Raw genomic sequence first — 20,642 nt, forward strand, 5'->3', positions numbered from 1 at the left:
GGCCACGCGTGCAAATTCCGTTTATCCAGCCCCTGCAAGATCGTATCCAGCACTGGATGGCGCAGCGCCATCCAGCCGTGACCGGCACCATCAGGGTCAAACAGAACCGCATTTATGTGCTGCCCAGCGGTTTTGGCATGGCCTATGCGCTGACCTGCGTGCTGGTGCTGATCGGCGCGATCAACTACCAGCTCAGTCTGGCGTACATGTTCGCCTTTCTGATGCTGGGGCTGGGCCACGCCGGCTTGATCGAGGCCTTTCGCAATCTGCTGGGTTTGACCATTACCGCCAACATCGCGCCCGCGGTTTTTGCCGGCGAGACGGCGCATTTTCCGGTGCAACTGGGCGACGGCCGCAATAGCGCCCGGCATAACCTGCGCCTGCACGCCGGCCGCAGCAAAGAGACGCTGCAGGCCCGCCTCCAGGCCGGCGGCGAGGCGCAGGTCTGGCTGCCGGTGCCGGCGCCCGCCCGCGGCTGGCTGGCCCTGCCGCGCATTACCATCGAAACCCGTTACCCCACGGGCTGGTGCCGGGCATGGACGCTGGCACATCTGCACGCACAATGCCTGGTTTACCCCGCGCCGGAAAAGAACCCGCCGGGCTGGCCGGATGGCGGCGGCAACGAAAAAACCGGGCTGCGCGCACGGTCCGGTGATGAAGACTTTGCCGGGCTGCGCCAGTATCAGCCTGGGGACACCTTCCGGCAGATTGCCTGGAAACAGTCGGCGCGGCTGGAATGGCTGGCCGTACGCATGCATGAAGCACCGCACTCCGCCATGCTTTATCTGCGCTGGGGAGACACCGCCGGGCTGGGGCTGGAGGCTCGGTTGTCGCGCCTGACCGCCTGGGTATTGCAGGCCGATGCCTCGGGCCGGCCCTACACACTGGAGTTGCCTGGCCGGCGCATTGAGCCCGCCAATGGCGCCCGCCACCGGGAAATCTGCTTACGCGCGCTGGCGCTGTTCGGCTTGCCCGGAGATGCGCCATGACCCGTCGCAAGACCACAGCCGCGCCGTTGCTGATGCCCCCGTTTTATATTCTGGCCGCCGCCGTGGCCTGCGCGCTGGGGCCGGTGCTGCTGCAAGTACCCGTCTGGCATAGCCTGCTGGTTTTATTGCCGCTGGGCTGGCGCCTGTGGCTGGCTCACGCCGGGCGGCCAGTGCCGCATCCGGTGATCCGCATTGGCGTTGCGCTGGCGTTGTTTGTGCCGATTTTGCTGCAATATCACACCCTGATCGGGCGCGGCGGCGGCGTTGCGGCGCTGGGTAGTCTGATTGCCGTGAAGTTTCTGGAAACCACGAACCAGCGCGATGTACGCGTGCTGACACTGCTGGCGTTTTTTGCCTGCAGCACCGGCTTTTTGTTGTCGCAATCGCCTTTCATGATGCTGTATGCAGTGGCAACGCTGCTGTTGATCTGCCTGCAGCTGATGACCTGGATGCGGGAAGACGGCCACTTCGGCTGGCCCGACCTCTGGCGCGTGCTGCGCATGCTGGCAGAAGCGCTGCCGATCGCGTTGATCCTGTTTGTGCTTTTTCCGCGCCTGGCCACCCCGCTGTGGCGTATGCCCAACGACACCCAGCAAGCCCGCACCGGCATGTCCGATACCATGGAGCCCGGCAGTATCAGCGATCTGGTCCAGGATGACAGCGTGGCCTTCCGCGTCGATTTTGACAATCTGTCGCCGCAACGCGCGCAACTGTACTGGCGCGGCCCGGTGATGGAGCAATTCGACGGCACCACCTGGCGCACCGGTATACCCGGCAGCAAGCAGCCGCAAGTCATCACCCACGGCCTGCAATACCGCTACACCATGACGCTGGAACCCACCCAGCGCAACTGGGTCATGGCCATGGACATGCCGGTGCAAATCCCTTCGGACACCCGGTTTTCCAACAGCCTGCAGGCTTTGTCACGCAATACCCTGATCCAGCGGCAGCGCTTTGCCTTTACCAGCGCCGCCCACTGGCAGATCAAGGAAGAAGATCCGTTGCGCCTGAAGCGTGATCTGGCGCTGCCCAAAGACATCAACCCGCAAGCGCGCGCCCTGGCCGCGCAGTGGGCCGGCTTGCCGCCAGCCCAACGGATAGACGCAGCGCTGGATTTTCTGCGCAAGGGACACTTTCAATACACGCTGGGCCCGCCGCTACTGACCGGGCGGGACCGGGTGGATGAACTCTTGTTCCAGACCCGCGCCGGCTTTTGTGAACACTATGCCGGTGCCTTTGCTTTCCTGATGCGCGCGGCCGGTGTGCCGACGCGCGTCGTGGGCGGCTATCTGGGGGGCGAATACAACCGCACCGGCAACTACTGGATCGTGCGCCAGTCCTCTGCCCACGCCTGGACCGAAGTCTGGCTGGATGGCCAGGGCTGGCAACGCGTTGACCCCACTGCGGCCATCGCGCCAGAACGCATTTTCCGTGGCCTGCAAGGCGCCGTACCGGCCACTGATCCGCTGCCTTATCTGTTGCGCAACGAAGACGGCTGGCTGGGCGATCTGCGCCTGCGCTGGGACGCCGTCATGCACGGCTGGGATAAATGGGTGGTGGGTTATGACGCCGAACGCCAGATGCGTGTACTGAGCCGACTGGGCATCGACAACGTCGTCTCGACGCAGTTTATCGGGTGGCTGGGCGGTGCCTTCGGCATCGTGCTGCTCATCTATCTGCTCCTCAGCCAGGACTGGCAGCGCAAACGCTACGCTGACGCGGCGCAACGGCACTGGCTGCAATTCGAGCGCAAGCTGGGGCGTGCTGGCGTCATCCCTGCCGCAGGCGAAGGCCCGCTTAACTATGCTCGCCGCGCCGCCGCCCGCCTGCCACGGCAACAAGCCGAGATCCTGGCCATTGCCAGCCAGTATCTGACCATCCGCTACGGCCAGGCCTCCGATGCCCTGCCCGGTCTGGCGCGCGCCATCCGCCGCTTTCAGGTGCGCGGTGGCAAGCGCTAGCGGATGATGGCGTAGATACAGCCATCCCCCACCACGCCCGCCGGGGTGACGCGCTGGTTGCGCAAAATGCCCTCCAGGGTCATTCCCAGGCGTTCGCACACACGGCGGCTGGCCAGGTTGTCCGCATCACAATGCACCTCTACCCGGCGCGCGGCCAGCGTGTCGAAGGCCATCCACAAGAGCGCCCGGGCGGCCTCTGTCACATAGCCCTGACCATGGCGTGATGCCCGGCACCAGTAACCCAGTTCCAGCCTGGGAATACGCCAGTCCGGCCGATGCAAGCCCAGCGCGGCAACGAGATCGCCGGTTTTGTTGTCAAAAGCCAGGTAGGGCAAGTCTTTGCGCAACAAAAAGGCTGCCGCACTTTCAATGCACCAGGTTTCAGAAGCCGCTACCGACGGTTCAAACATGGCCCAGGGCAAAGACGCCGGAAACGCACGCAACGAGGGCAGCGTTTCAAGCACGGCAGCGTGGACATCGGCGCCGTCACCTGCCCGGGGCACGCGCAACAACAGGCGTTCGGTTTCAATAAAAGCGGGGATGTGCTGCAGCAAGGGGGACGCCATATGACTCACTTTGACCGGATCTGGTGGTCTACTTTAACCCGGCCGTGCGCGTTAAAGCGCAACAGACAAAAGAATGCGCGGCGCGGTTAACCGGGCCTTCGTCCTGACCCGGTGCGGCTGTTATGATATGCCGCCTGTCCGCCACGCCCCGCAGAGGGCCGCAGGCCCCACCCGCCAACGCCAACCAGGGACACCGTGCATGCCTCGTTTTGCCAAAGAGCCCGAATACCGTCATGGCAGCATTGCCAGAACCGGCATCCTCTTGATTAACCTGGGTACACCCGACGCAGCCACGCCCGCTGCGGTGCGCCGCTATCTGCGCCAGTTTTTGTCTGACCCGCGCGTGGTGGAAATTCCGCGCCTGATCTGGCTGATCATCCTTAACCTGTTTGTGTTGACCACCCGCCCCGCCAGATCTGCCGCCAAATACGCTCTGATCTGGACAAGAGAGGGCTCGCCGCTGCTGGTATGGAGCATCAAACAGGCCAAATTGCTCAAGGGCCTCCTGGGCGAACGCGCCGCGCGCTACGGCGCGCCAGCCCCGGCCGTTGCGCTGGGCATGCGTTATGGCAATCCGTCCGTAGCCAGCGCCATGGATGAACTCAAGGCCGCCGGCTGCGATCGGATCCTGGTGATGCCCATGTACCCGCAATACGCCGCCAGCACTACCGCCAGCGCCTATGACGCGGTGTTCGCGCAGATGGCCCGCTATCGCAACACGCCCGAGTTGCGGCTGGTGAAATCCTGGCATGACTTTCCCGGGTATATCACCGCGCTGGCCGCACGTGTACGCAAAAGCTGGGATGAAAACGGCCGTGGCGAACATCTGGTGCTGAGTTTTCACGGCCTGCCACGTTACACGCTGGACCAGGGCGATCCGTATTACTGCCACTGCCAGAAAACTGCCCGCTTGCTGGCCGCTGCACTGCAACTGGAAGAAAGCGAATACACGGTGGCGTTTCAGTCACGCTTTGGCCGCACCCGCTGGCTGGAACCGTATACCAGCGTGGCGCTGACCCAACTGGCGCGCGGCGGCGTCAAGACCGTTGATGTGTTCTGCCCGGGTTTTGTGGCCGATTGCCTGGAAACGCTGGAAGAAATCGCCATGGAAGGCAAACAGACCTTCCTTGCTGCCGGTGGCAAGGCCCTCAACCACATTCCTTGCCTCAACGATAATTCCGGGTGGATTGCCGCTTTAGCTGACTTTGTAGCCATTCAACTTACAAACTGGCCGACGACAGGTCAAACCACCGAACCACCGCTGGAAGCCGCGAAAATAGCCAATCTACGTGCGCAAAAACTTGGCGCGAAACAATAATGCAAAATAATTCTTGGGCAATTAGCCAATTCCAGTTACACTCAACGGTAAGCTTAATCTTACAACCGGAAGGAATCCCCTCATGAGCACTCGGCTCTTTCTCGCCGAAGACGATCTCATCCTTGCGGATGCCCTGAAAACCAGTTTGTCGCAGGCTGACTTCCAGGTCGACTGTGTCAATGACGGCTCTCTGGCGCTGCAGATTCTTCTTCACAACGATTACGATGTTGTCGTGCTGGATATCGGCCTGCCGAACATGGACGGCCTGACAGTGCTGCGCAACATTCGTCAGCACAAGCCTTCCCTGCCGATTCTGATCCTGACGGCACTGGACGGCCTGGAAGACCGTGTCGCGGGCCTGGATGCCGGTGCCGACGATTACCTGGCCAAGCCGTTCGAATTTGCCGAACTGGAAGCCCGTCTGCGCGCCCTCTTGCGTCGCAGCCAGATCCTACCGCAATCGGTACAGCAACTGGGTAATCTGCGTCTGGACCGTGCAGGTCAGCGCGCCTGGTGCAACGACACCCCGCTGGATCTCTCCGCACGTGAACTGACCGTGCTGGAAATCCTGATGTCCAACATCGACCGCGTCGTGACCAAGGAACAGATCGTTTCTGAACTGGGTTCTGACAACGCCGAAGTGGGCCTGAACGCGATTGAAGTGTACGTACACCGTCTGCGCAAGAAGCTTGAGCCATGTGGTGTTGTGATCCGGACCATCCGCGGTCTGGGTTATTTGCTGGAAAAACAGCAACCCCACTCGGCGTTCGATGCAGGCTAAGTATTCGCTCAAACGCCAGCTGTTACTCTGGCTTTTGATACCCCAGCTGGTCCTGTGGCTGGCTGGGGCGTTACTTAGTTTCCAGGTTGCCAGCCACTTCGCCAATGAAGTGACCGATAACAGCCTTCTACAGCTGGCCAATGCCCTGGCCCGGCAGATGCATGTAGAGGGTGGCAAAGCTGTTCCCCGCTTTCCTGAAGCCACTCACCTGATGCTGGATTCGTCGCCAGACGATCCGCTTCTTTATGCCGTTTCCGGCCCTGATGGCCAGAAAATCCTTGGCAATTTCAGTTTCCCGTCCGCACCAGAACTCAAGCAAAACCCTGGCAGTGAGCCTGTATTCAGTAATCTGATGCAGCTGGCCTCGCCGGTTCGCATGGTGTCGGTCTATTACCCGCTCGACAAAAACGGCTGGATTCACATCGAGGCCGCCAAAAGCCTGGCCAGCCGCAATCATTTGTCGCGCCAGATCATGTTGACGATCGCCCTGCCACTGGGCGGTTTGCTGGTGGTAATGAGCTTTCTGGTCTGGCTGGGCATCAACCGTGGCCTGCGCCCGCTCAATGGTTTGCAGCGCCTGGTAGAAAAACGCTCACCGCAAGATCAGGCGCCGTTTGAACTGAGCCATGCGCCGCAGGAATTGCACGCGCTGGCCAAGGCCCTGACACAACTGCTTTCCACCACGCATGAAAGCGTGGCCCGTCAGCGCCGCTTTATTGCCGATGCAGCCCACCAGTTGCGTACGCCGCTGGCCGGTCTGAAGTCGCAGACCGAACTGGCCATGCGCGAAACCGAACCCGAACAACTGCGCGCCCGCTTGCACATGGTGCACACCAGCGCCACGCGCAGCATTCACCTCGTCAACCAGTTGCTGACCCTGGCCCGTTCTGAGCCAGGTACGCAAAGTGGCATGCCGCGCGTGAAAGTCGATCTGGCGCGTCTGATCCGTGATCTGACCGCAGAATCCGTCCCCCGCGCGCTGGCGGCCGGCATGGATCTGGGTTGCGATACCGCGCTGAACGAAGCGGTGATTGAAGGCAACTCTGCCCTGTTGCGCGAGTTGTTTGTGAATCTGGTCGAGAACGCCATCAAATACATACCGCGCGGCGGCAATATCACGGTCCGCCTGACCGAAGATGACATGCGCTATGTGGTGGAAGTAGAAGACAACGGCACTGGTATTCCGGATGACGACAAACCACGGGTATTTGAGCGGTTTTACCGGCGCGAGCAGACCGGCAACGGTTGTGGCCTGGGTATGGCCATCGTCAAGGAAATTGCCGAGCGCCATGGTGGTTCGGTCAGCCTGCTGGATGCCAAACCGCACGGCCTGATCGTGCACGTGGAATTGCCCAAGGAACAACGGCGCCCTGCCGTCTGATTCGTCCGCCTACCCTGCCCGCACCTTGCCTGGCGCGTGGTTTATTACTCCCGGCGCAGCCAGACAATCCGCGGAATATCAGTGGATTTACGCTCCAGCAAGGCGGCGTAACGCAAACTTACCCGTCCGAAATGGACATCGACCTCATTGACGAAATACGTGCTTTGCACCGCGATATCGGCCGCCACCACCGTGGTTTTGGCGCTGTCGGGCAAGGCATTGATGAAGTCTGTGGTATTGGCGTAATAAGAGCCGGCCCGTTTGGCCACGACGGCTTGCGCCTGGGTCACGCTCAAACCTGGCACGATGGCCGCCAGCACTTCTGCGCTGGCAAAGTTGACGTTCACCGCGGTCTGCGCCGGCAATACCGTGACAAATGGCCGCAGCAGGTTGATCACGTCCGGCGTAAAGCCGCGCACCCGGTTCAACGAGCCAAAGTCAGCCAGCCGCTGGTTTGCCGCGCGATAAGGCGGCGTTGCCTGCAGGTATTCGTTGTCTTCTGCACCGCCCGGGTTGCGGGTATCCGAATCGGCGTCTTCCCAGTCCACCAGTGCGTTGACCAGATCTGGCGAGATGGATAACGACGTAAACAGTTTCTTGCAGGCGGTGATTTCGACATCATTCGCCTGGCCGGTATCACTCACCAGATTGTTCAGGTTGAACAGCCCGTTCTGCTCGGTCACGCGGCCGCCCGCGCGGCCGTTTTCGACCGGAATGGATGGAATCGGGATATTCCAGGGCTCCAGCATGTGGTCGATCTGATTCAGGCGGTAATCGTCTTTCAGGGTCAGCCGCGCCAGGTTGATCGACGCGCGCACCACACCCATGGCTTCGGCCTGATCCATCTGGTTTTCCAGTTGGCGAAACCACAAGCCCTGCCGCCAGGCGATCCACGCCGCCAGTGCGGCGACCAGTGCCGCCAGGCCCACGGCGGTAAGAATGGCAATGCCACGCTGGCGCACGGCGGAAGTCACACGGGGCTGTCTCATGGCAGGGCAAAAATCCGGGTCACCGGGCCCTGCCCGGTTTGTTGCACGATGATGCGTACCGCGCGCGGCAAGACATCCGCACTGCCGGGCACCGGCCACTTGTTTTGCCAGTTGCTGGCGCTATCCATGAACGTCACTTCAAAGCGCTCTACCTGATCGAACATGACGTGCACTTGCGGCGTGGCTCTGGGCGCCTGGTCCAGCGTGTCCCATTGCATCATTTCCAGCCGCCCGCCCTTGAGCCGGTAGCCGACGTGGATCGGTTCCTGGTCACGGTTGGCGCGCACCAGTTGCAACAAGGGCCAGTCCGGATTATCCGGCTGGGCGTTGCCTTCAATCGGCGGTTGCGTCACGCCGCTGCTGTCGCGCCAGCTGCGGTTCAGTACCTGGGTCAGGTCATCGTCAAAGCGCCCCAGCACCAGCGTCATATCGCGCCAGTGCGTGGTTTCGCCATCCAGCCTGATCTTGGTATCGACCATGGTGGACAGGCCGCGAAAGGCGATCAGCGACATCACGGCAAAAATCGCCAGTGCAATCAGGATTTCAATCAGCGTGAAACCGGCGCGGCTGGTGCGGGATGCGGGGCTATTGAACGCGGGCAAGATAGCTCACCAGAGTGGCAGCGGCATGCTGCGGGTCTTTCTGTTCGTAAACCGTGATTTCCAGCCGGCGGAAAGACCGGTTGGGCGAAGGGCCCACATTGATGCGCCAGGTAAAGGTCTCACCGGCCTGGTCTTCGGTCCCGCTGGACTGGCCGGTCTCGGGGAAATCCCGCCGCGCCGTCAGCTCGGCCAGACGGTTTTCCGCCACCCAGCCCGCCAGCATGCGGGTACGAAAGTCCATGGCAGAATCAGTGGCAAAACTGGTGGCCTTGAGCGCGGCCACAAGGGCGATGGCGACAACCGCCAGTGCGACCATCACTTCAATCAGGGTAAAACCGCGCTGGCGCTCAGGCATTGGGCTCCACCTTATGCGCATTCACCCGCCCCATGACGTCGCCTTCCAGCAGCCACTGGTTGCTGCCGATGTCCATCTCGACCGTAAACGGCTGGTTCACGCCGGAAGCCTCAAACACAATGCGCTCACCCAGGCGCAATTCGCGCAGGTTGGCCGTCTGCCGGGTAATGCGCAGATCGCCCGGCAGTTCATAGGGCTTGAGCACTTCATGATTGGGAATGGCCTGCCAGTTGTTCTGGTCGTCCTGCACCCAGAACTGGTAGCCATGGCCGTCGGTTGACCAGCCTACCGTGCGCCCGCCGGCAATGGCCTCATCGCGCGCGTCTTCCAGCACGGCGGCAAGCCGGCTGGCTTCGCGCTCGGCCATCTGACCATCAGACTGGCCCAGCTTGACCACCGCCAGGCCCAGAATGATGCCGATCAGCGCCAGCGCGACCAGAATCTCGATCAGCGTGAAGCCGCGCGTGGCGCGCCTGGAAGCAGACATGCAACGGACCGCAGGCGCTTACTGTTGCCAGGAACCAATGTCGGCGTCGTAACCTTCGCCGCCCGACTGGCCATCCGCACCGTAGCTCATCACGTCGATTTCGCCGTGCAGACCCGGATTGAGGTACACGTAGTCATTGCCCCATGGGTCTTTGGGCAGCTTTTCCAGGTAACCACCGGTTTTCCAGTTGGTCGGTGCCGGGGTAGCCGTGGGCTTTTCAACCAGGGCTTTCAGGCCTTGTTCGGTGGTCGGGTAACGGCCGTTATCGAGCTTGTACAGTTTGAGCGCCTGGACGACCGAACGGATGTCCTGCTTGGCCGCGACCACACGCGCATCGTTGGGGCGATCCATGATCTTGGGAACAATCAGCGCGCCCAGAATGGCCAGAATGGTGATCACCACCAGAATTTCAATCAGGGTAAAACCGCGCTGGGCGGCGCCGGCGGCACGCCGGGATGCTGCTGCAAACATGGAAATCCTCATTTGACCAATTGGTTCATTTCAAAAACAGGAAGCAAAATCGCCAGCACAATCAACAACACCACAATCCCCATCGCCAGGACCATGATCGGCCCCAGCAAGCTGGTAAAGGTCGCAACCCTGTTTTCCAGCTCCAGACTTTGCTGCGCGGCGGCTTTGTCCAGCATGTATTCCAGCCGCCCCGTGGCTTCGCCGCTGCCGATCAGGTGAATCAGCACCGGCGGAAACAGATTGCTTTGCGCCAGGGCGCGTGACAACGGCACCCCTTCCCGCACCTGGCGGGCCGCCTCTTGCACCGCTTCTCTGAGCGGCAAGTTGTCAATCACGCCGACCGCAGCCTGCAACGCCTTGAGTAGCGGCACGCCGCTGCCGACCAGAATCGCCAGGGTGGAAGCCAGCCGCGCGGTATTGCCGGCGCGCTCAAAGCGGCCAAACAAGGGCACACGCAGGCGCCAGGCATCAAACCGCCGGCGCACCGACTCTTGCTTGAGCGCCTGCCAGCCGCCCACACCCAGGCCAATGAGCACCAGCAAAATCAGCCAGCCCCAGCCACGCACGGCGGCAGAAGCCCACAGCATGGCGCGCGTCAGAAACGGCAGTTCTGTCTTGGCGCTCTGGAACACCGTCACCATCTGCGGCACCACCCAGGTCAGCAAACCGACCACAACGATGATCGATACCGCCATGACCACGGCCGGGTAGACAAAGGCCAGCGCCACCTTGGAGGCCAGCGCGGCGCGTGCTTCCAGATAGTCGGCCAGGCGCTGCATCACCGTGGCAGCGCGGCCGGATTCCTCGCCTGCCGCCACAATGGTCCGGTACAACTCCGGGAACGCCTTGCCTTGCCGCGACAGGGCCTGAGAGAGCGATGCCCCGCCCAGAATCTCGCTGCGCAGCGCGCCAGCCAGTTGCTTCTCGCGTTCGTCTTCGCTTTGTTCGATCAATACCGCCAGCGCTTGTTCCACCGTCAGACTGGCATCCAGCAATGTGGCCAATTGGCGTGTCCACACCGCCAGACGCTGACCGCCCAGCCCTTTATGCCGGCCAGACTTGCCGTGACCGGCGTTGATCTCGCCCAGTTCACTGACCCACAAACCCTGCTCCCGCAATATGCTGCGGGCATGGCGCTGGGTATCGGCTTCAATCATGCCGCGTTTGCTGGTGCCATCCTGGCTGGTCGCTACATAGCGAAAAGCGGTCACAACCCGATCTCCTCGGCGGTGGGGGCGCTGGTTGGGGGTTCGTCGTGAATCCAGCCCATCTGGGCGGCGACACTGGTTGCGCCTGACACCAGCAACAGTGCTACGGGCAAAAAGGACAAGACGGCGATCATGGCACCGGCAAGTTTCTGCCGTGTGGCAATCATCAGCGCGCGTACAGAAACCGTCATGCCGTAGACCATCAATGCAAATTTCAGCAGGTTGCCAATATCCCCCGGCACCTGCGCCAGTGCCGGCGCGATCAAATCCGGCGTGGCACACAGCACCATCAGCGGAAACAGACTGCCTTCAAGCGCCTTGCGCTCGGTAATGCGGTACCAGAGCATCAACCACACGGCCAGCAAGACCGTTTCCAGCCAGTTGAGCGACACGAAAAACAACAGGCGCGCGCCCAGACTGGCATCCAGATCCGTGCTTGACGCTGCATCGGCAATGCCGATCAGGCACAGCCACGCGGCCGGCATCCAGGCAGCGTAGCTGTATTCTTCCAGCGATTTGACGCGCATCAGGCAGATATCGAGCGCGTCCCGCAGAAAACGTGCAAGCACTTGGCGTCAGGCTCAGGCGAAGATCACGGTCTTGTTGGCAAACACCAGCACACGGTTTTCCAGATGCCACTTCACCGCGCGCGAGAGCACGATCTTTTCCAGATCGCGGCCTTTGCGCACCAGTTCTTCGATATCGTCGCGGTGCGAAATACGGATCACGTCCTGCTCAATGATCGGGCCGTCGTCCAGGATTTCGGTCACGTAATGGCTGGTAGCACCAATCAGCTTCACGCCGCGGGCAAAGGCGCGGTGATACGGCTTGGCGCCATCAAACGCCGGCAGGAAACTGTGGTGAATATTGATCACGCGTTGCGGGTAGCGTGCGGTGAAGTCATGCGACAGCACCTGCATGTAACGCGCCAGCACAATCAGGTCTACGCCGTTGTCTTCCAGCAGCTTGCGCTGGGCTTCTTCGGCCTCGACCTTGTTTTCTTTGGTTACCGGGATCACGTGGTACGGCACGCCGTAAAACTCGGTGATCGCGCGGCAATCTTCGTGATTGGAGATCACCAGCGGGATATCGCATTCCAGCTCGCCGCTTTGATGGCGATGCAGCAAATCCACCAGGCAGTGATCGTATTTTGAGACAAAAATCGCCATACGCGGACGGCGCGAAGTCAGCGCGACTTTCCATTGCATGTTGAAGCGATCCGCAATGGGCTGAAATGCCGGCGCAAAAGCGGCCATATCCAGCGTAAAATCGGCCAGATCCCATTCCACCCGCATCAGGAACAAATCGTCCGTTACGTCCTGGTGCTGATCGGAGTGAACGATGTTGGCGTTGTAGGTGTACAGAAAATTGGCGATGGCAGCAGACAGACCCTTGCGGTCCGGGCAACTGATCAACAGCGTGGCGGTATTCATGCAGCAATCCGGTTAAAACTTTGTCAGCCGGTGATTCTAGCAGCAACCTTATCGCCATGGCATCGCGCAATCATGACAGCCTGCAATCTGACAGGATTTTCGCCTCACACATTGCGTTTTTTCCTATTTCAAAAAGCAAAACATGTTTCATATCGTCCTGTTCCAGCCTGAGATCCCCCCCAACACCGGCAATGTAATCCGGCTTGCTGCCAACACGGGCTGCACTTTGCACCTGGTCAAACCCATGGGTTTTGAACTGGATGACGCCCGCATGCGCCGCGCCGGTCTGGATTACCACGAATTTGCCGAAATGCAGGTGCATGAAAACTGGGAAGCCCTGATCAGCGCCCTGCCCGCCGACGCCCGTATTTTTGCCATGACCACCAAAGGTAGCGCGCTGTTCCAGACCCTCAGCTACCAACCAGGCGACGTCTTTGTATTCGGCCCGGAAACCCGCGGACTACCCGCAGATATCCTGGACAAATTCACCCCGGAACACCGCATACGGCTACCGATGTTTCCGCAGAACCGCAGCTTGAATCTGTCTAACGCCGTGGCTGTGACCGTGTTTGAAGCATGGCGGCAGTCAGGGTACGCCGGCGGGAGTTAAGGCCGGCTTCGTGGTGTTGGCGGACATCGCAGTGAGAGTCGCACCGCCAAGACCGGGAAGCGCGAAATGGTGGGTGAACCCACCAGTCGTATAGACAGTGGCGCTGGATGAATTTGCGAAGCAATCCACCAATACCATGGTGGATTGTCGCTCTGCTCCGAATCCACCCTACAACACTTGCCGTTGCTGTTGGCAGTTGTCGTTGCAGTTGCCTTTCTTCCCCCATTAAAGCCAAGCGCCGAAGGAGCGGAGGGAGACCTTAGGCTCCCGACCGACTGAGGGAAGCCCGGAGGGCCGCCAGGCTGGGGTCGCCTTTCTTTGGTTACTTTCTTTGGCGAAGCAAAGAAAGTAACGTGCTCCGGCCACCGCCGGTATGTAAATCACCGCGCCATCAGGCGCTAACAGTGGTTAAAAGTTTTGTAGCGGTGCCAGGCATGAATCCCAGTCGGACTCCGCCCCAAGGCCGGAATGACGAGACACAGGAACGCAAACAATCCACCTGTGTCCGCAAAAGCCCCCACCAAAGCAAACCCAACACCAGCCGCGCGCACCACACCCCCAAAACAAAAAACCCCGCTCAACGCGGGGCTTTTTTTGCTGATTCACACCAGAACCACACCACAATCAACGGTTCCGCATGAAATCCGCAGTGCGGAAAAACGCATCTTCCAGATGATCCCGCAACGTCTGCTCCATCGGGATTTCATCCATGGCCGTGTACATGCACAGCAGCCACTGATCACGCGCGTCCTCATCCACCGCAAACGGCATGTGCCGCGCACGCAACATCGGGTGGCCGTATTTCTCGATAAAGAGCGACGGGCCACCCAGCCAGCCCGACAGAAACTCGAACAGTTTCTGGCGGATCGGGGTCAGGTCCGGCCCGTGCATTTGCCGCAAGGGCACCACGCGCGGGTCGGTATCCATGATGTCGTAGAAACGGTCCACGAGTTGCCGCAGCGGCGCAGCGCCGCCCAGCATCTCGTACGGCGTCAGTTGGGTGACTTCTTCCACACTCAACCCTTGACCGGTTTGACGAGGCTGGCCGCCAGCTTGGCGCGCTCACGGGCTTGATCGGTGTTGTCACCAGCGGCGACAGCAACGCCCATGCGGCGGCGTTCAAACGCTTCCGGTTTACCAAACAGGCGCACGTCCGCGCGCGGTACGGCCAGGGCTTTTTCGACGCCTTCAAAGGCAATGCCCTTTTCTTCCATGCCGCCGTAAACCACGGCGCTGGCACCCGGTTCACGCAGGGCCACGTCCACCGGCAGCTTCAGGATGGCGCGGGCGTGCAGTTCAAACTCAGAGAAACGCTGGCTGGTCAACGTGACAAGGCCAGTATCGTGCGGGCGCGGGCTGACTTCAGAGAACCAGACTTCGTCGCCCTTCACAAACAGCTCAACGCCGAACAAGCCACGGCCGCCGAGGTTGGCGGTGATCTTTTGCGCAATCTCGCGCGAGCGTTCCAGCGCCAGCGGGTTCATGCGCTGCGGCTGCCAGCTTTCCACATAATCGCCCTTCACTTGCACGTGGCCGATGGGGTCGCAGAAGAAGGTTTCCACGTCGCCCGATTCGCCCACGGCGCGGACGGTCAGCTGGGTGATTTCGTATTCAAAATCAATGAACCCTTCGACGATCACCTTGCCCTGGTTCACGCGGCTACCGCTGGCGGCGTATTCCCAGGCCGGAACGACATCCGCTTCAGAACGCAGGGTGGATTGACCCTTGCCGGACGAAGACATGACCGGCTTCACCAGACACGGAAAGCCGATTTCCTTGATGGCGGCCTGCATTTCTTCCAGCGACGATGCAAAGCGGTACGGCGAGGTCGGCAGGCCCAGTTCTTCTGCGGCCAGACGACGGATGCCTTCGCGGTTCATGGTCAGGTTGGTCGCGCGGGCGGTCGGGATCACTTCAGCCACGCCATCGGCTTCGATCCGCAGCAATTCTTCAGTGGCAATGGCCTCGATTTCCGGCACGATCAGGTGCGGACGCTCTTGTTCTACCAGGGCGCGCAGGGCCTTGGGATCAGCCATGTTGATCACGTGGCTGCGATGCGCCACTTGCATGCCAGGCGCATCCGGATAACGGTCGACACCAATCACTTCAACGCCAAGACGTTGCAGGGCAATGATGACTTCTTTGCCCAGTTCGCCGCAGCCAAGCAGCATGACACGGGTGGCAGAGGTAGAAAGCGGTGTTCCGATACGCATGACAAACTCCTGGATCAATCAGACTGGGCATGAATTTGGAAGGGGCGAATCTTACCACGCATGCCGCCCGTGCGGCGGCACACTTGCCCGGCGGTTCTGGCCATATTGCAGGCAAGAAAAAAGGCCGGGGAAACCGGCCTTTTTTCATTCACGTACTTGTTAGGCGACGATCAGTCAGCCTGGTACGGATACGACTTTTGCGCCACGCGCGAGGCATCGTTGCGGGCTTTTTCGTCCAGATTGATCGGGGCCTTGTCCCACAGCAGGGAACGGCCTTCGACCTGGCCCTTGGCAACGTCATTGTGCTCGGCCAGGTAGCCGCGCATGAACTGGGTGAATTCAGAAACGTAGTTGATATCTTGAGCCATGGATGCAAAACACCGTGTTTGTTTTTCTGCGATCTGCCGATTATACCGGCAAGCTGCGCAAAGCGGGGAGCACTTGTGCATGCAGTGCGGCATTGCCAGCGGCCAGCACCCGGCCGGCACTGCCCAGACGCAGCGACTCGCCCTGCCAGTCGGTCATGACGCCACCGGCGCCAATGATCACAGGCGCCAGCGCGGCGTAGTCGTGCAGCTTGAGGCCCTCTTCCACCACCAGATCCAGCCAGCCGGCGGCCACCTGGCCATACAGATAGCCATCGCCCCCGTAAACCGGGTAACGGCTGGCCTTGACCAGATCCTTGAAGGCATCGGCGCAGGCTTCTAGATGTTCCGGGCCGGTGGTGCCGATCTTTGCCTCGGCCAGGTTTTCGACGCGGCTGGCCGCAATGGATTTGCCATTCAGGGTGGACGGCACGCCGACGCCGCCAATCCAGCGGTCATTCACAATGGGCTGGTTGATCACGCCCAGCACCGGCTTGCCAAAGTGCAGCAGGCCAATCAGGGTGACAAACAAGGGACGGCCCACGGTGAACGATTTGGTGCCATCAATCGGGTCGAGCACCCACACCCATTCGGCCTCGGTGTTTTCCTCGCCGTGTTCTTCGCCAATGATGCCGTCATTGGGGCGCGCGGCACGAATGCGCTCACGCATGACACGTTCGGCTTCGCGGTCAGCCACGGTGACGGGGCTGTCATCGGCCTTGGAAACAATAGAGACATCCTGGCGGTAATAGCTGCGGATGGTCTGGCCAGAAAGGTCAGCCAGTTCGTGGGCCAGGGCAATCAGGTCTTGCGAAATCGTGGGTTGACTCATGGTGATCTATACCTTTTTGGCGTCGGCGCGCAGCCTAACACGTTCTACCGGCCACGCGAAACGGATGAATTATCGCAATGATCCGCGATTTGCGCCTGCCTGTAGCCGCCAGACGCGCGCATTGCAGTCGGCAGAGTCTGGCTGGCTGCTCTAAAATAGACGGTCAGCCCGACAACAAGAGGAAAGCATCATGCAGGGTAATCCTGATGTGGTGAAAGCGCTGAACAGTGTGCTCACCAACGAACTGACCGCCATTAACCAGTTTTTCCTGCATGCGCGCATGTACAAGAACTGGGGTTACAAGCGGCTCAACGACCATGTGTATCACGAGTCGATCCACGCCATGAAGCGTGCCGATGAACTGATTGAACGCATTCTGTTTCTGGAAGGCCTGCCCAATCTGCAACAACTGGGCAAATTGCTGATCGGCGAGAATCCACAGGAAATGCTTTCCTGTGATCTCAAGCTGGTGACTGGCTACCTGACCACCCTGCGCGGCGCGATTGAAAACGCAGAACAGGCTCAGGACTACGTCAGCCGCGACATGCTGACCGAATTGCTGGAAGAAGAAGAAGAGTACGTCGACTGGGTGGAAACCCAGCTGGGTCTGATCCCGGAAGTGGGTCTGGCCAACTATCTGCAATCGCAAATTGGCGATTGAGTGGAGGCACCATGCAAGGCAAGACAAACGTTATTGATGCACTGAACCACCTGCTGGCTGCGGAACTGACTTCGATTGACCAGTATTTCCTGCACAGCCAGATGTACAAGAACTGGGGTTATCACCGCCTGTTTGAACGCATTGACCACGAGCGCCAGGACGAGATCGGCCATGCCACGCGCCTGATGGAACGCATTCTGTTCCTGGAAGGCATGCCCAATGTGGCTACGCGCACCCGTTTGCGTATCGGCACCGATGTGCCTTCCATGCTCAAGAACGACCTTGATACCGAGTACGAAGTCGCCAAGGCATTGAAAGACACCATCGCCATGGCCGAACGCGAGCAGGATTATGTGACCCGTGAAATGCTGGTCAGCCTGCTTGATGATACGGAAGTGGATCACGCGCACTGGCTGGAACAGCAACTGTTCTTACTGGGCACCGTGGGCACGCACAACTACCTGCAATCGCAGATGGGTAGCGGCAGCCCCACCTGAGCCGTTTCGGGTTCAGTGTTGTGTTGACGAGGCACAAAAAGAAACGGCCGGGATAACCTCGGCCGTTTCTTTTGTAATCTCTCGGTGCGCGCTCAGGCCGCCATGGCGTCCATTTCTTCCCAGCCGCGAATGGCTTCTGCCTCTATGGCATCAAGCATGGTGTCTTTGGCGCAACCCGTGCACTGACCGCAGCACGTACCGGCGCCGGTTGCCATTTGCACTTGCGTAAACGTGCGCATGCCCTGCTCGACGGCCTGGTGGATATCTTTTTCGGTGACTGCGTTGCAGATACAGACGTACATCGATGCCCAATCCTGTTACTGATAACTGTTCTCATTATCTAACAAGAACAATTCTCAATCCAGTAACAAAAGTGAAGCACCGACAAACGGCAAATAACCATGGCATAACAAGGGGTTTGCGACCTGGACGCGCGTCAGTTGCCGGAAATAGACCGCGCCACGCCAGTCGGCTCGATAAAGCTCCAGTCGCTGGCCGGTTTGGGTTTGTCGTACAGATAGCCCTGCATGATGTGGCAGCCCATGCTGGCCAGAATCTCGGCTTGTTCGCGTTGTTCTACGCCTTCGGCCACCAGTTCCATGCCCAGCGTCTGACCCAGCGCGATAATGGTCTGGATGATCGCCATATCGCTCTTGTCGTTGAGCATGTCACGCACGAATGACTGATCGATCTTGAGCGTATCAAGCGGAAACCGCTTCAGATACGCAAGGCTGGAATAACCCGTGCCAAAGTCATCCAGCGACACATGCACGCCCAGCGCCTTGAGTTCGATCAGCGTCTCCCGCGCGGCGTCGGCTTCGCTCATCAGCGTGCCTTCGGTGATTTCCAGTTCCAGCATGTCCGGGTTCAGGCCGGTGTGATCCAGTACCTCTGCCACTACTTCCGGGAAATTACCCGCGGCAAACTGCGCGGCGGCAATGTTCACCGACATCTTCAGCGCGTGTCCTTGTTCATGCCAGCTGGCGGCCTGCCGACAGGCGATCTCCAGCACCATTTTGCCCAGCGGCACAATCAGCCCGGTTTCTTCAGCCAGCGGGATAAACCGCCCCGGCGAGAGCAGTTCGCCTTCCGTGCTGTACATGCGCACCAGCGCTTCTGCCCCGATCACCCGCCCTTCCCGGGCGTTGACCTTGCTCTGGTAAAACACTTCAAAGCGGTTCTCTTGCAGCGCCTCACGCAGGTGGCGTTCCAGCAAATGCCGGCTGAGGACCAGGTCTTCCAGTTCGGTGGAAAAAAACCGGTAGCGATTGCGCCCATCCTGCTTGGCGCGGTGCATGGCCACGTCCGCATGGCGCATCAGCGTTTCTTCGTCCGAGCTATCGTCGGGGAACAGGCTGATCCCGACACTGATCGACAGATCAAAGCGGTTTCCGTCCAGTTCAAACGGCTCGGCCATGGCAGCCAGTAAGCTGGTGGCCACTTCATCGGCCTCGGTAATCGAACGCAATTCGGGCAGCAGCACCACAAACTCATCGCCCCCCAGCCGGCCGATGGTACCGGTGGCAGAGAGTTCGTTTTCCAGCCGGTGCGCCACTTGCCGCAGCAGATCATCCCCGGCGGTATAGCCGATCGAATCATTCACGAACTTGAAGTAGTCCAGATCCAGCAACAGCATGGCAACGTGGGTCTGGCTCCAGCGCGCCACCTGCAAACCATGTGAAATCCGGTCTTGCAGCAGCAAGCGGTTGGGCAGGCCCGTAAGCGGATCATGACTGGCCAGATAGCTCATCTTGATCGCCATGGCCCGCGCCTCGCTGGCATCGCGGAACACAATGATGGCGCCAGAGATTTCGCCAGACTGGTTGCGAATCGGTGCGGCAGAGTCTTCCACTGCCGATTGCTGGCCGCTGAGCGCCACCAGATTGCAGTTCAGCGCCATGCCGACAATGCGTTCTTCCTTGAGTGCCAGGTAAATCGGGTTGCGCAGCACATGGCCGTTGTTGGCGTCGCGCAGCTCCATCACGTTGTCGATCGGTTTGCCGATGGCGTCAGACGAATACCAGCCGGTCATTTCCTCGGCAATCGGGTTCATGAACGTCACCAGACCTTGCTGGTCGGTGGCAATCACCGCATCGCCAATGGAATTGAGCGTAATGCGCATGCGCTCTTTTTCTTCCCACAAGGCGCGCTCGGCGGTGATGCGGTCGGTGATGTCGGTCAGCACCATCAGCACCCCGGCCACCACGCCCATCTGCCAGTTGGGCACCAGCGTGGTCTGCGCGATACGGCGCCGCGCCGAGGACGGGAACAGCGTCACTTCCACCGAAATCGTGCGCCCTTCCATTGCGCCAACCCAGTGGGGCCGCAATTGCGCCATGGTTTCTTCGTTGAGCACGCTATCGAGCGACATGCCCAGCATGCGCGCGGCAGAGATGCCAAACCAGTGGCCCAGCTGATCGTTGCAATAGCGGTTAACGGTATCGGCGCCCCAGAACGCAACAAACGAGGGCAAGTGGTGAACCAGGTCGGCCAGATCGCGCCGGGTTTGCGCCAGTTCGTCTTTCTGGCGTTTAAGGGTGAGCTGGTTCTGGACGCGCAACCGGCAAATAGGGACATTGATCGGCTTGGTCAGAAAATCAATCCCGCCGGCAGCAAGCGATTGCGTTTCGTACGACGTCCCCTCATGCGCCGTGATAAAGATCACCGCGCACTCGCTGGTATAGGGGTTGGCCTTCAACGCATTACAAACTTCGTACCCATCCATTCCCGGCATTTCGATATCAAGAATGACCAGATCAGGTCGGCTGGAATCAGCAATACGCAATGCGTCCGGCCCGTTGGTGGCGAACAGCAGATCAGCCATACCGTACAGTGCATGACTTATCAGCTTGATATTCTCGATTGCGTCGTCAACGATCAGGATGGTTGGTCGGGGCCACTGCTCTTCGACAGCAAACACGTA

The 20,642-nt window shown here is 60.1% G+C and carries 23 protein-coding genes; 8 read left to right on the forward strand and 15 right to left on the reverse strand.

Features of this window, described 5'->3' with window-relative positions:
* Positions 1-8 precede the first annotated feature (8 nt).
* Together IEX57_RS05340 and IEX57_RS05345 are read left to right on the forward strand one after the other, a co-directional pair.
* Positions 9-989: a DUF58 domain-containing protein gene (locus IEX57_RS05340; RefSeq protein ID WP_188703060.1), complete on the forward strand. Its 981-nt coding sequence runs from the start codon at positions 9-11 to the stop codon at positions 987-989.
* A complete protein-coding gene (locus IEX57_RS05345; RefSeq protein WP_188703062.1) occupies positions 986-2,950 on the forward strand; it encodes a transglutaminase TgpA family protein in 1,965 nt (654 codons plus the stop codon). Before IEX57_RS05340 ends, IEX57_RS05345 begins: the two co-directional genes overlap by 4 nt.
* Here IEX57_RS05345 and IEX57_RS05350 read toward each other — a convergent pair.
* Positions 2,947-3,516: a GNAT family N-acetyltransferase gene (locus IEX57_RS05350; protein WP_188703064.1), complete on the reverse strand. Its 570-nt coding sequence runs from the start codon at positions 3,514-3,516 to the stop codon at positions 2,947-2,949. The two genes, IEX57_RS05345 and IEX57_RS05350, sit on opposite strands and share 4 nt — an antisense overlap.
* Positions 3,517-3,715: 199 nt before the next feature.
* Here IEX57_RS05350 and hemH point away from each other — a divergent pair, with 199 nt between their 5' ends.
* The 3 genes from hemH to IEX57_RS05365 all read left to right on the forward strand — a co-directional run bounded on the left by hemH (position 3,716) and on the right by IEX57_RS05365 (position 6,996).
* Positions 3,716-4,834 carry a ferrochelatase gene (hemH, locus tag IEX57_RS05355; protein ID WP_188703065.1) on the forward strand — a complete coding sequence of 373 codons (1,119 nt, stop codon included), beginning with the start codon at positions 3,716-3,718 and terminating at the stop codon, positions 4,832-4,834.
* A gap of 82 nt (positions 4,835-4,916) precedes the next feature.
* Positions 4,917-5,615 carry a response regulator transcription factor gene (locus IEX57_RS05360; protein WP_188696724.1) on the forward strand — a complete coding sequence of 233 codons (699 nt, stop codon included), beginning with the start codon at positions 4,917-4,919 and terminating at the stop codon, positions 5,613-5,615.
* On the forward strand, positions 5,605-6,996 hold the full coding sequence (locus IEX57_RS05365; protein WP_188703067.1) for a sensor histidine kinase: 1,392 nt from the start codon (positions 5,605-5,607) through the stop codon (positions 6,994-6,996). Before IEX57_RS05360 ends, IEX57_RS05365 begins: the two co-directional genes overlap by 11 nt.
* Positions 6,997-7,040: 44 nt before the next feature.
* Here the strand turns inward: IEX57_RS05365 and gspK are convergent, their stop codons facing one another.
* The 8 genes from gspK to purU are packed head-to-tail and all read right to left on the reverse strand — an operon-like array spanning position 7,041 to position 12,541.
* The gene (gspK, locus tag IEX57_RS05370; RefSeq protein ID WP_188703069.1) at positions 7,041-7,985 is read right to left on the reverse strand and encodes a type II secretion system minor pseudopilin GspK; all 945 of its coding nucleotides are present in this window, start codon (positions 7,983-7,985) and stop codon (positions 7,041-7,043) included.
* On the reverse strand, positions 7,982-8,587 hold the full coding sequence (gspJ, locus tag IEX57_RS05375; protein ID WP_188703071.1) for a type II secretion system minor pseudopilin GspJ: 606 nt from the start codon (positions 8,585-8,587) through the stop codon (positions 7,982-7,984). The genes gspK and gspJ overlap by 4 nt, the downstream gene beginning before the upstream one ends.
* The gene (gene gspI / locus IEX57_RS05380) at positions 8,571-8,942 is read right to left on the reverse strand and encodes a type II secretion system minor pseudopilin GspI (RefSeq protein ID WP_188703074.1); all 372 of its coding nucleotides are present in this window, start codon (positions 8,940-8,942) and stop codon (positions 8,571-8,573) included. The genes gspJ and gspI overlap by 17 nt, the downstream gene beginning before the upstream one ends.
* Complete coding sequence (gspH, locus tag IEX57_RS05385) at positions 8,935-9,429, reverse strand: type II secretion system minor pseudopilin GspH (protein WP_188703076.1); 495 nt, start codon at positions 9,427-9,429, stop codon at positions 8,935-8,937. Before gspH ends, gspI begins: the two co-directional genes overlap by 8 nt.
* 18 nt (positions 9,430-9,447) lie before the next feature.
* A complete protein-coding gene (gene gspG, locus IEX57_RS05390) occupies positions 9,448-9,900 on the reverse strand; it encodes a type II secretion system major pseudopilin GspG (RefSeq protein ID WP_188703078.1) in 453 nt (150 codons plus the stop codon).
* Between the two features lie 8 nt (positions 9,901-9,908).
* Positions 9,909-11,111, reverse strand: a complete 1,203-nt coding sequence (gene gspF / locus IEX57_RS05395) for a type II secretion system inner membrane protein GspF (RefSeq protein ID WP_188703080.1) — start codon at positions 11,109-11,111, stop codon at positions 9,909-9,911.
* Positions 11,108-11,677, reverse strand: a complete 570-nt coding sequence (locus IEX57_RS05400; protein ID WP_188703082.1) for a hypothetical protein — start codon at positions 11,675-11,677, stop codon at positions 11,108-11,110. Before IEX57_RS05400 ends, gspF begins: the two co-directional genes overlap by 4 nt.
* Before the next feature lie 12 nt (positions 11,678-11,689).
* Positions 11,690-12,541, reverse strand: a complete 852-nt coding sequence (purU, locus tag IEX57_RS05405; protein ID WP_188703084.1) for a formyltetrahydrofolate deformylase — start codon at positions 12,539-12,541, stop codon at positions 11,690-11,692.
* A gap of 142 nt (positions 12,542-12,683) precedes the next feature.
* Between purU and trmL the strand changes: the two genes are divergently transcribed.
* On the forward strand, positions 12,684-13,151 hold the full coding sequence (trmL, locus tag IEX57_RS05410) for a tRNA (uridine(34)/cytosine(34)/5-carboxymethylaminomethyluridine(34)-2'-O)-methyltransferase TrmL (RefSeq protein ID WP_188703086.1): 468 nt from the start codon (positions 12,684-12,686) through the stop codon (positions 13,149-13,151).
* 624 nt (positions 13,152-13,775) lie between these two features.
* On the opposite strand, the gene IEX57_RS05415 is transcribed toward trmL, so the two are convergent.
* The 4 genes from IEX57_RS05415 to IEX57_RS05430 form a co-directional block, all read right to left on the reverse strand.
* On the reverse strand, positions 13,776-14,165 hold the full coding sequence (locus IEX57_RS05415) for a group II truncated hemoglobin (RefSeq protein ID WP_229708750.1): 390 nt from the start codon (positions 14,163-14,165) through the stop codon (positions 13,776-13,778).
* A gap of 2 nt (positions 14,166-14,167) precedes the next feature.
* On the reverse strand, positions 14,168-15,364 hold the full coding sequence (purT, locus tag IEX57_RS05420) for a formate-dependent phosphoribosylglycinamide formyltransferase (protein WP_188703089.1): 1,197 nt from the start codon (positions 15,362-15,364) through the stop codon (positions 14,168-14,170).
* Positions 15,365-15,534: 170 nt separating this feature from the next.
* Positions 15,535-15,732 carry a DUF3460 family protein gene (locus IEX57_RS05425; RefSeq protein WP_188703091.1) on the reverse strand — a complete coding sequence of 66 codons (198 nt, stop codon included), beginning with the start codon at positions 15,730-15,732 and terminating at the stop codon, positions 15,535-15,537.
* A gap of 40 nt (positions 15,733-15,772) precedes the next feature.
* Complete coding sequence (locus IEX57_RS05430) at positions 15,773-16,561, reverse strand: inositol monophosphatase family protein (RefSeq protein WP_188703093.1); 789 nt, start codon at positions 16,559-16,561, stop codon at positions 15,773-15,775.
* Between the two features lie 190 nt (positions 16,562-16,751).
* On the opposite strand from IEX57_RS05430, the gene bfr (IEX57_RS05435) reads away from it, so the two are divergent.
* Positions 16,752-17,222, forward strand: a complete 471-nt coding sequence (bfr, locus tag IEX57_RS05435; RefSeq protein WP_188703095.1) for a bacterioferritin — start codon at positions 16,752-16,754, stop codon at positions 17,220-17,222.
* Positions 17,223-17,233: 11 nt separating this feature from the next.
* Complete coding sequence (gene bfr, locus IEX57_RS05440; protein WP_188703097.1) at positions 17,234-17,719, forward strand: bacterioferritin; 486 nt, start codon at positions 17,234-17,236, stop codon at positions 17,717-17,719.
* Positions 17,720-17,811: 92 nt separating this feature from the next.
* On the opposite strand, the gene IEX57_RS05445 is transcribed toward bfr (IEX57_RS05440), so the two are convergent.
* Positions 17,812-18,021: a (2Fe-2S)-binding protein gene (locus tag IEX57_RS05445; protein WP_188703099.1), complete on the reverse strand. Its 210-nt coding sequence runs from the start codon at positions 18,019-18,021 to the stop codon at positions 17,812-17,814.
* A 134-nt stretch (positions 18,022-18,155) separates the two neighbouring features.
* Entirely contained in the window at positions 18,156-20,639 is a 2,484-nt protein-coding gene (locus IEX57_RS05450; protein WP_229708753.1) for a two-component system response regulator, read from the reverse strand.
* Positions 20,640-20,642: the final 3 nt, after the last annotated feature.

It is taken from the genome of Silvimonas iriomotensis, from assembly GCF_014645535.1.
In the GTDB taxonomy this organism is placed as follows: Bacteria; Pseudomonadota; Gammaproteobacteria; order Burkholderiales; family Chitinibacteraceae; genus Silvimonas; species Silvimonas iriomotensis.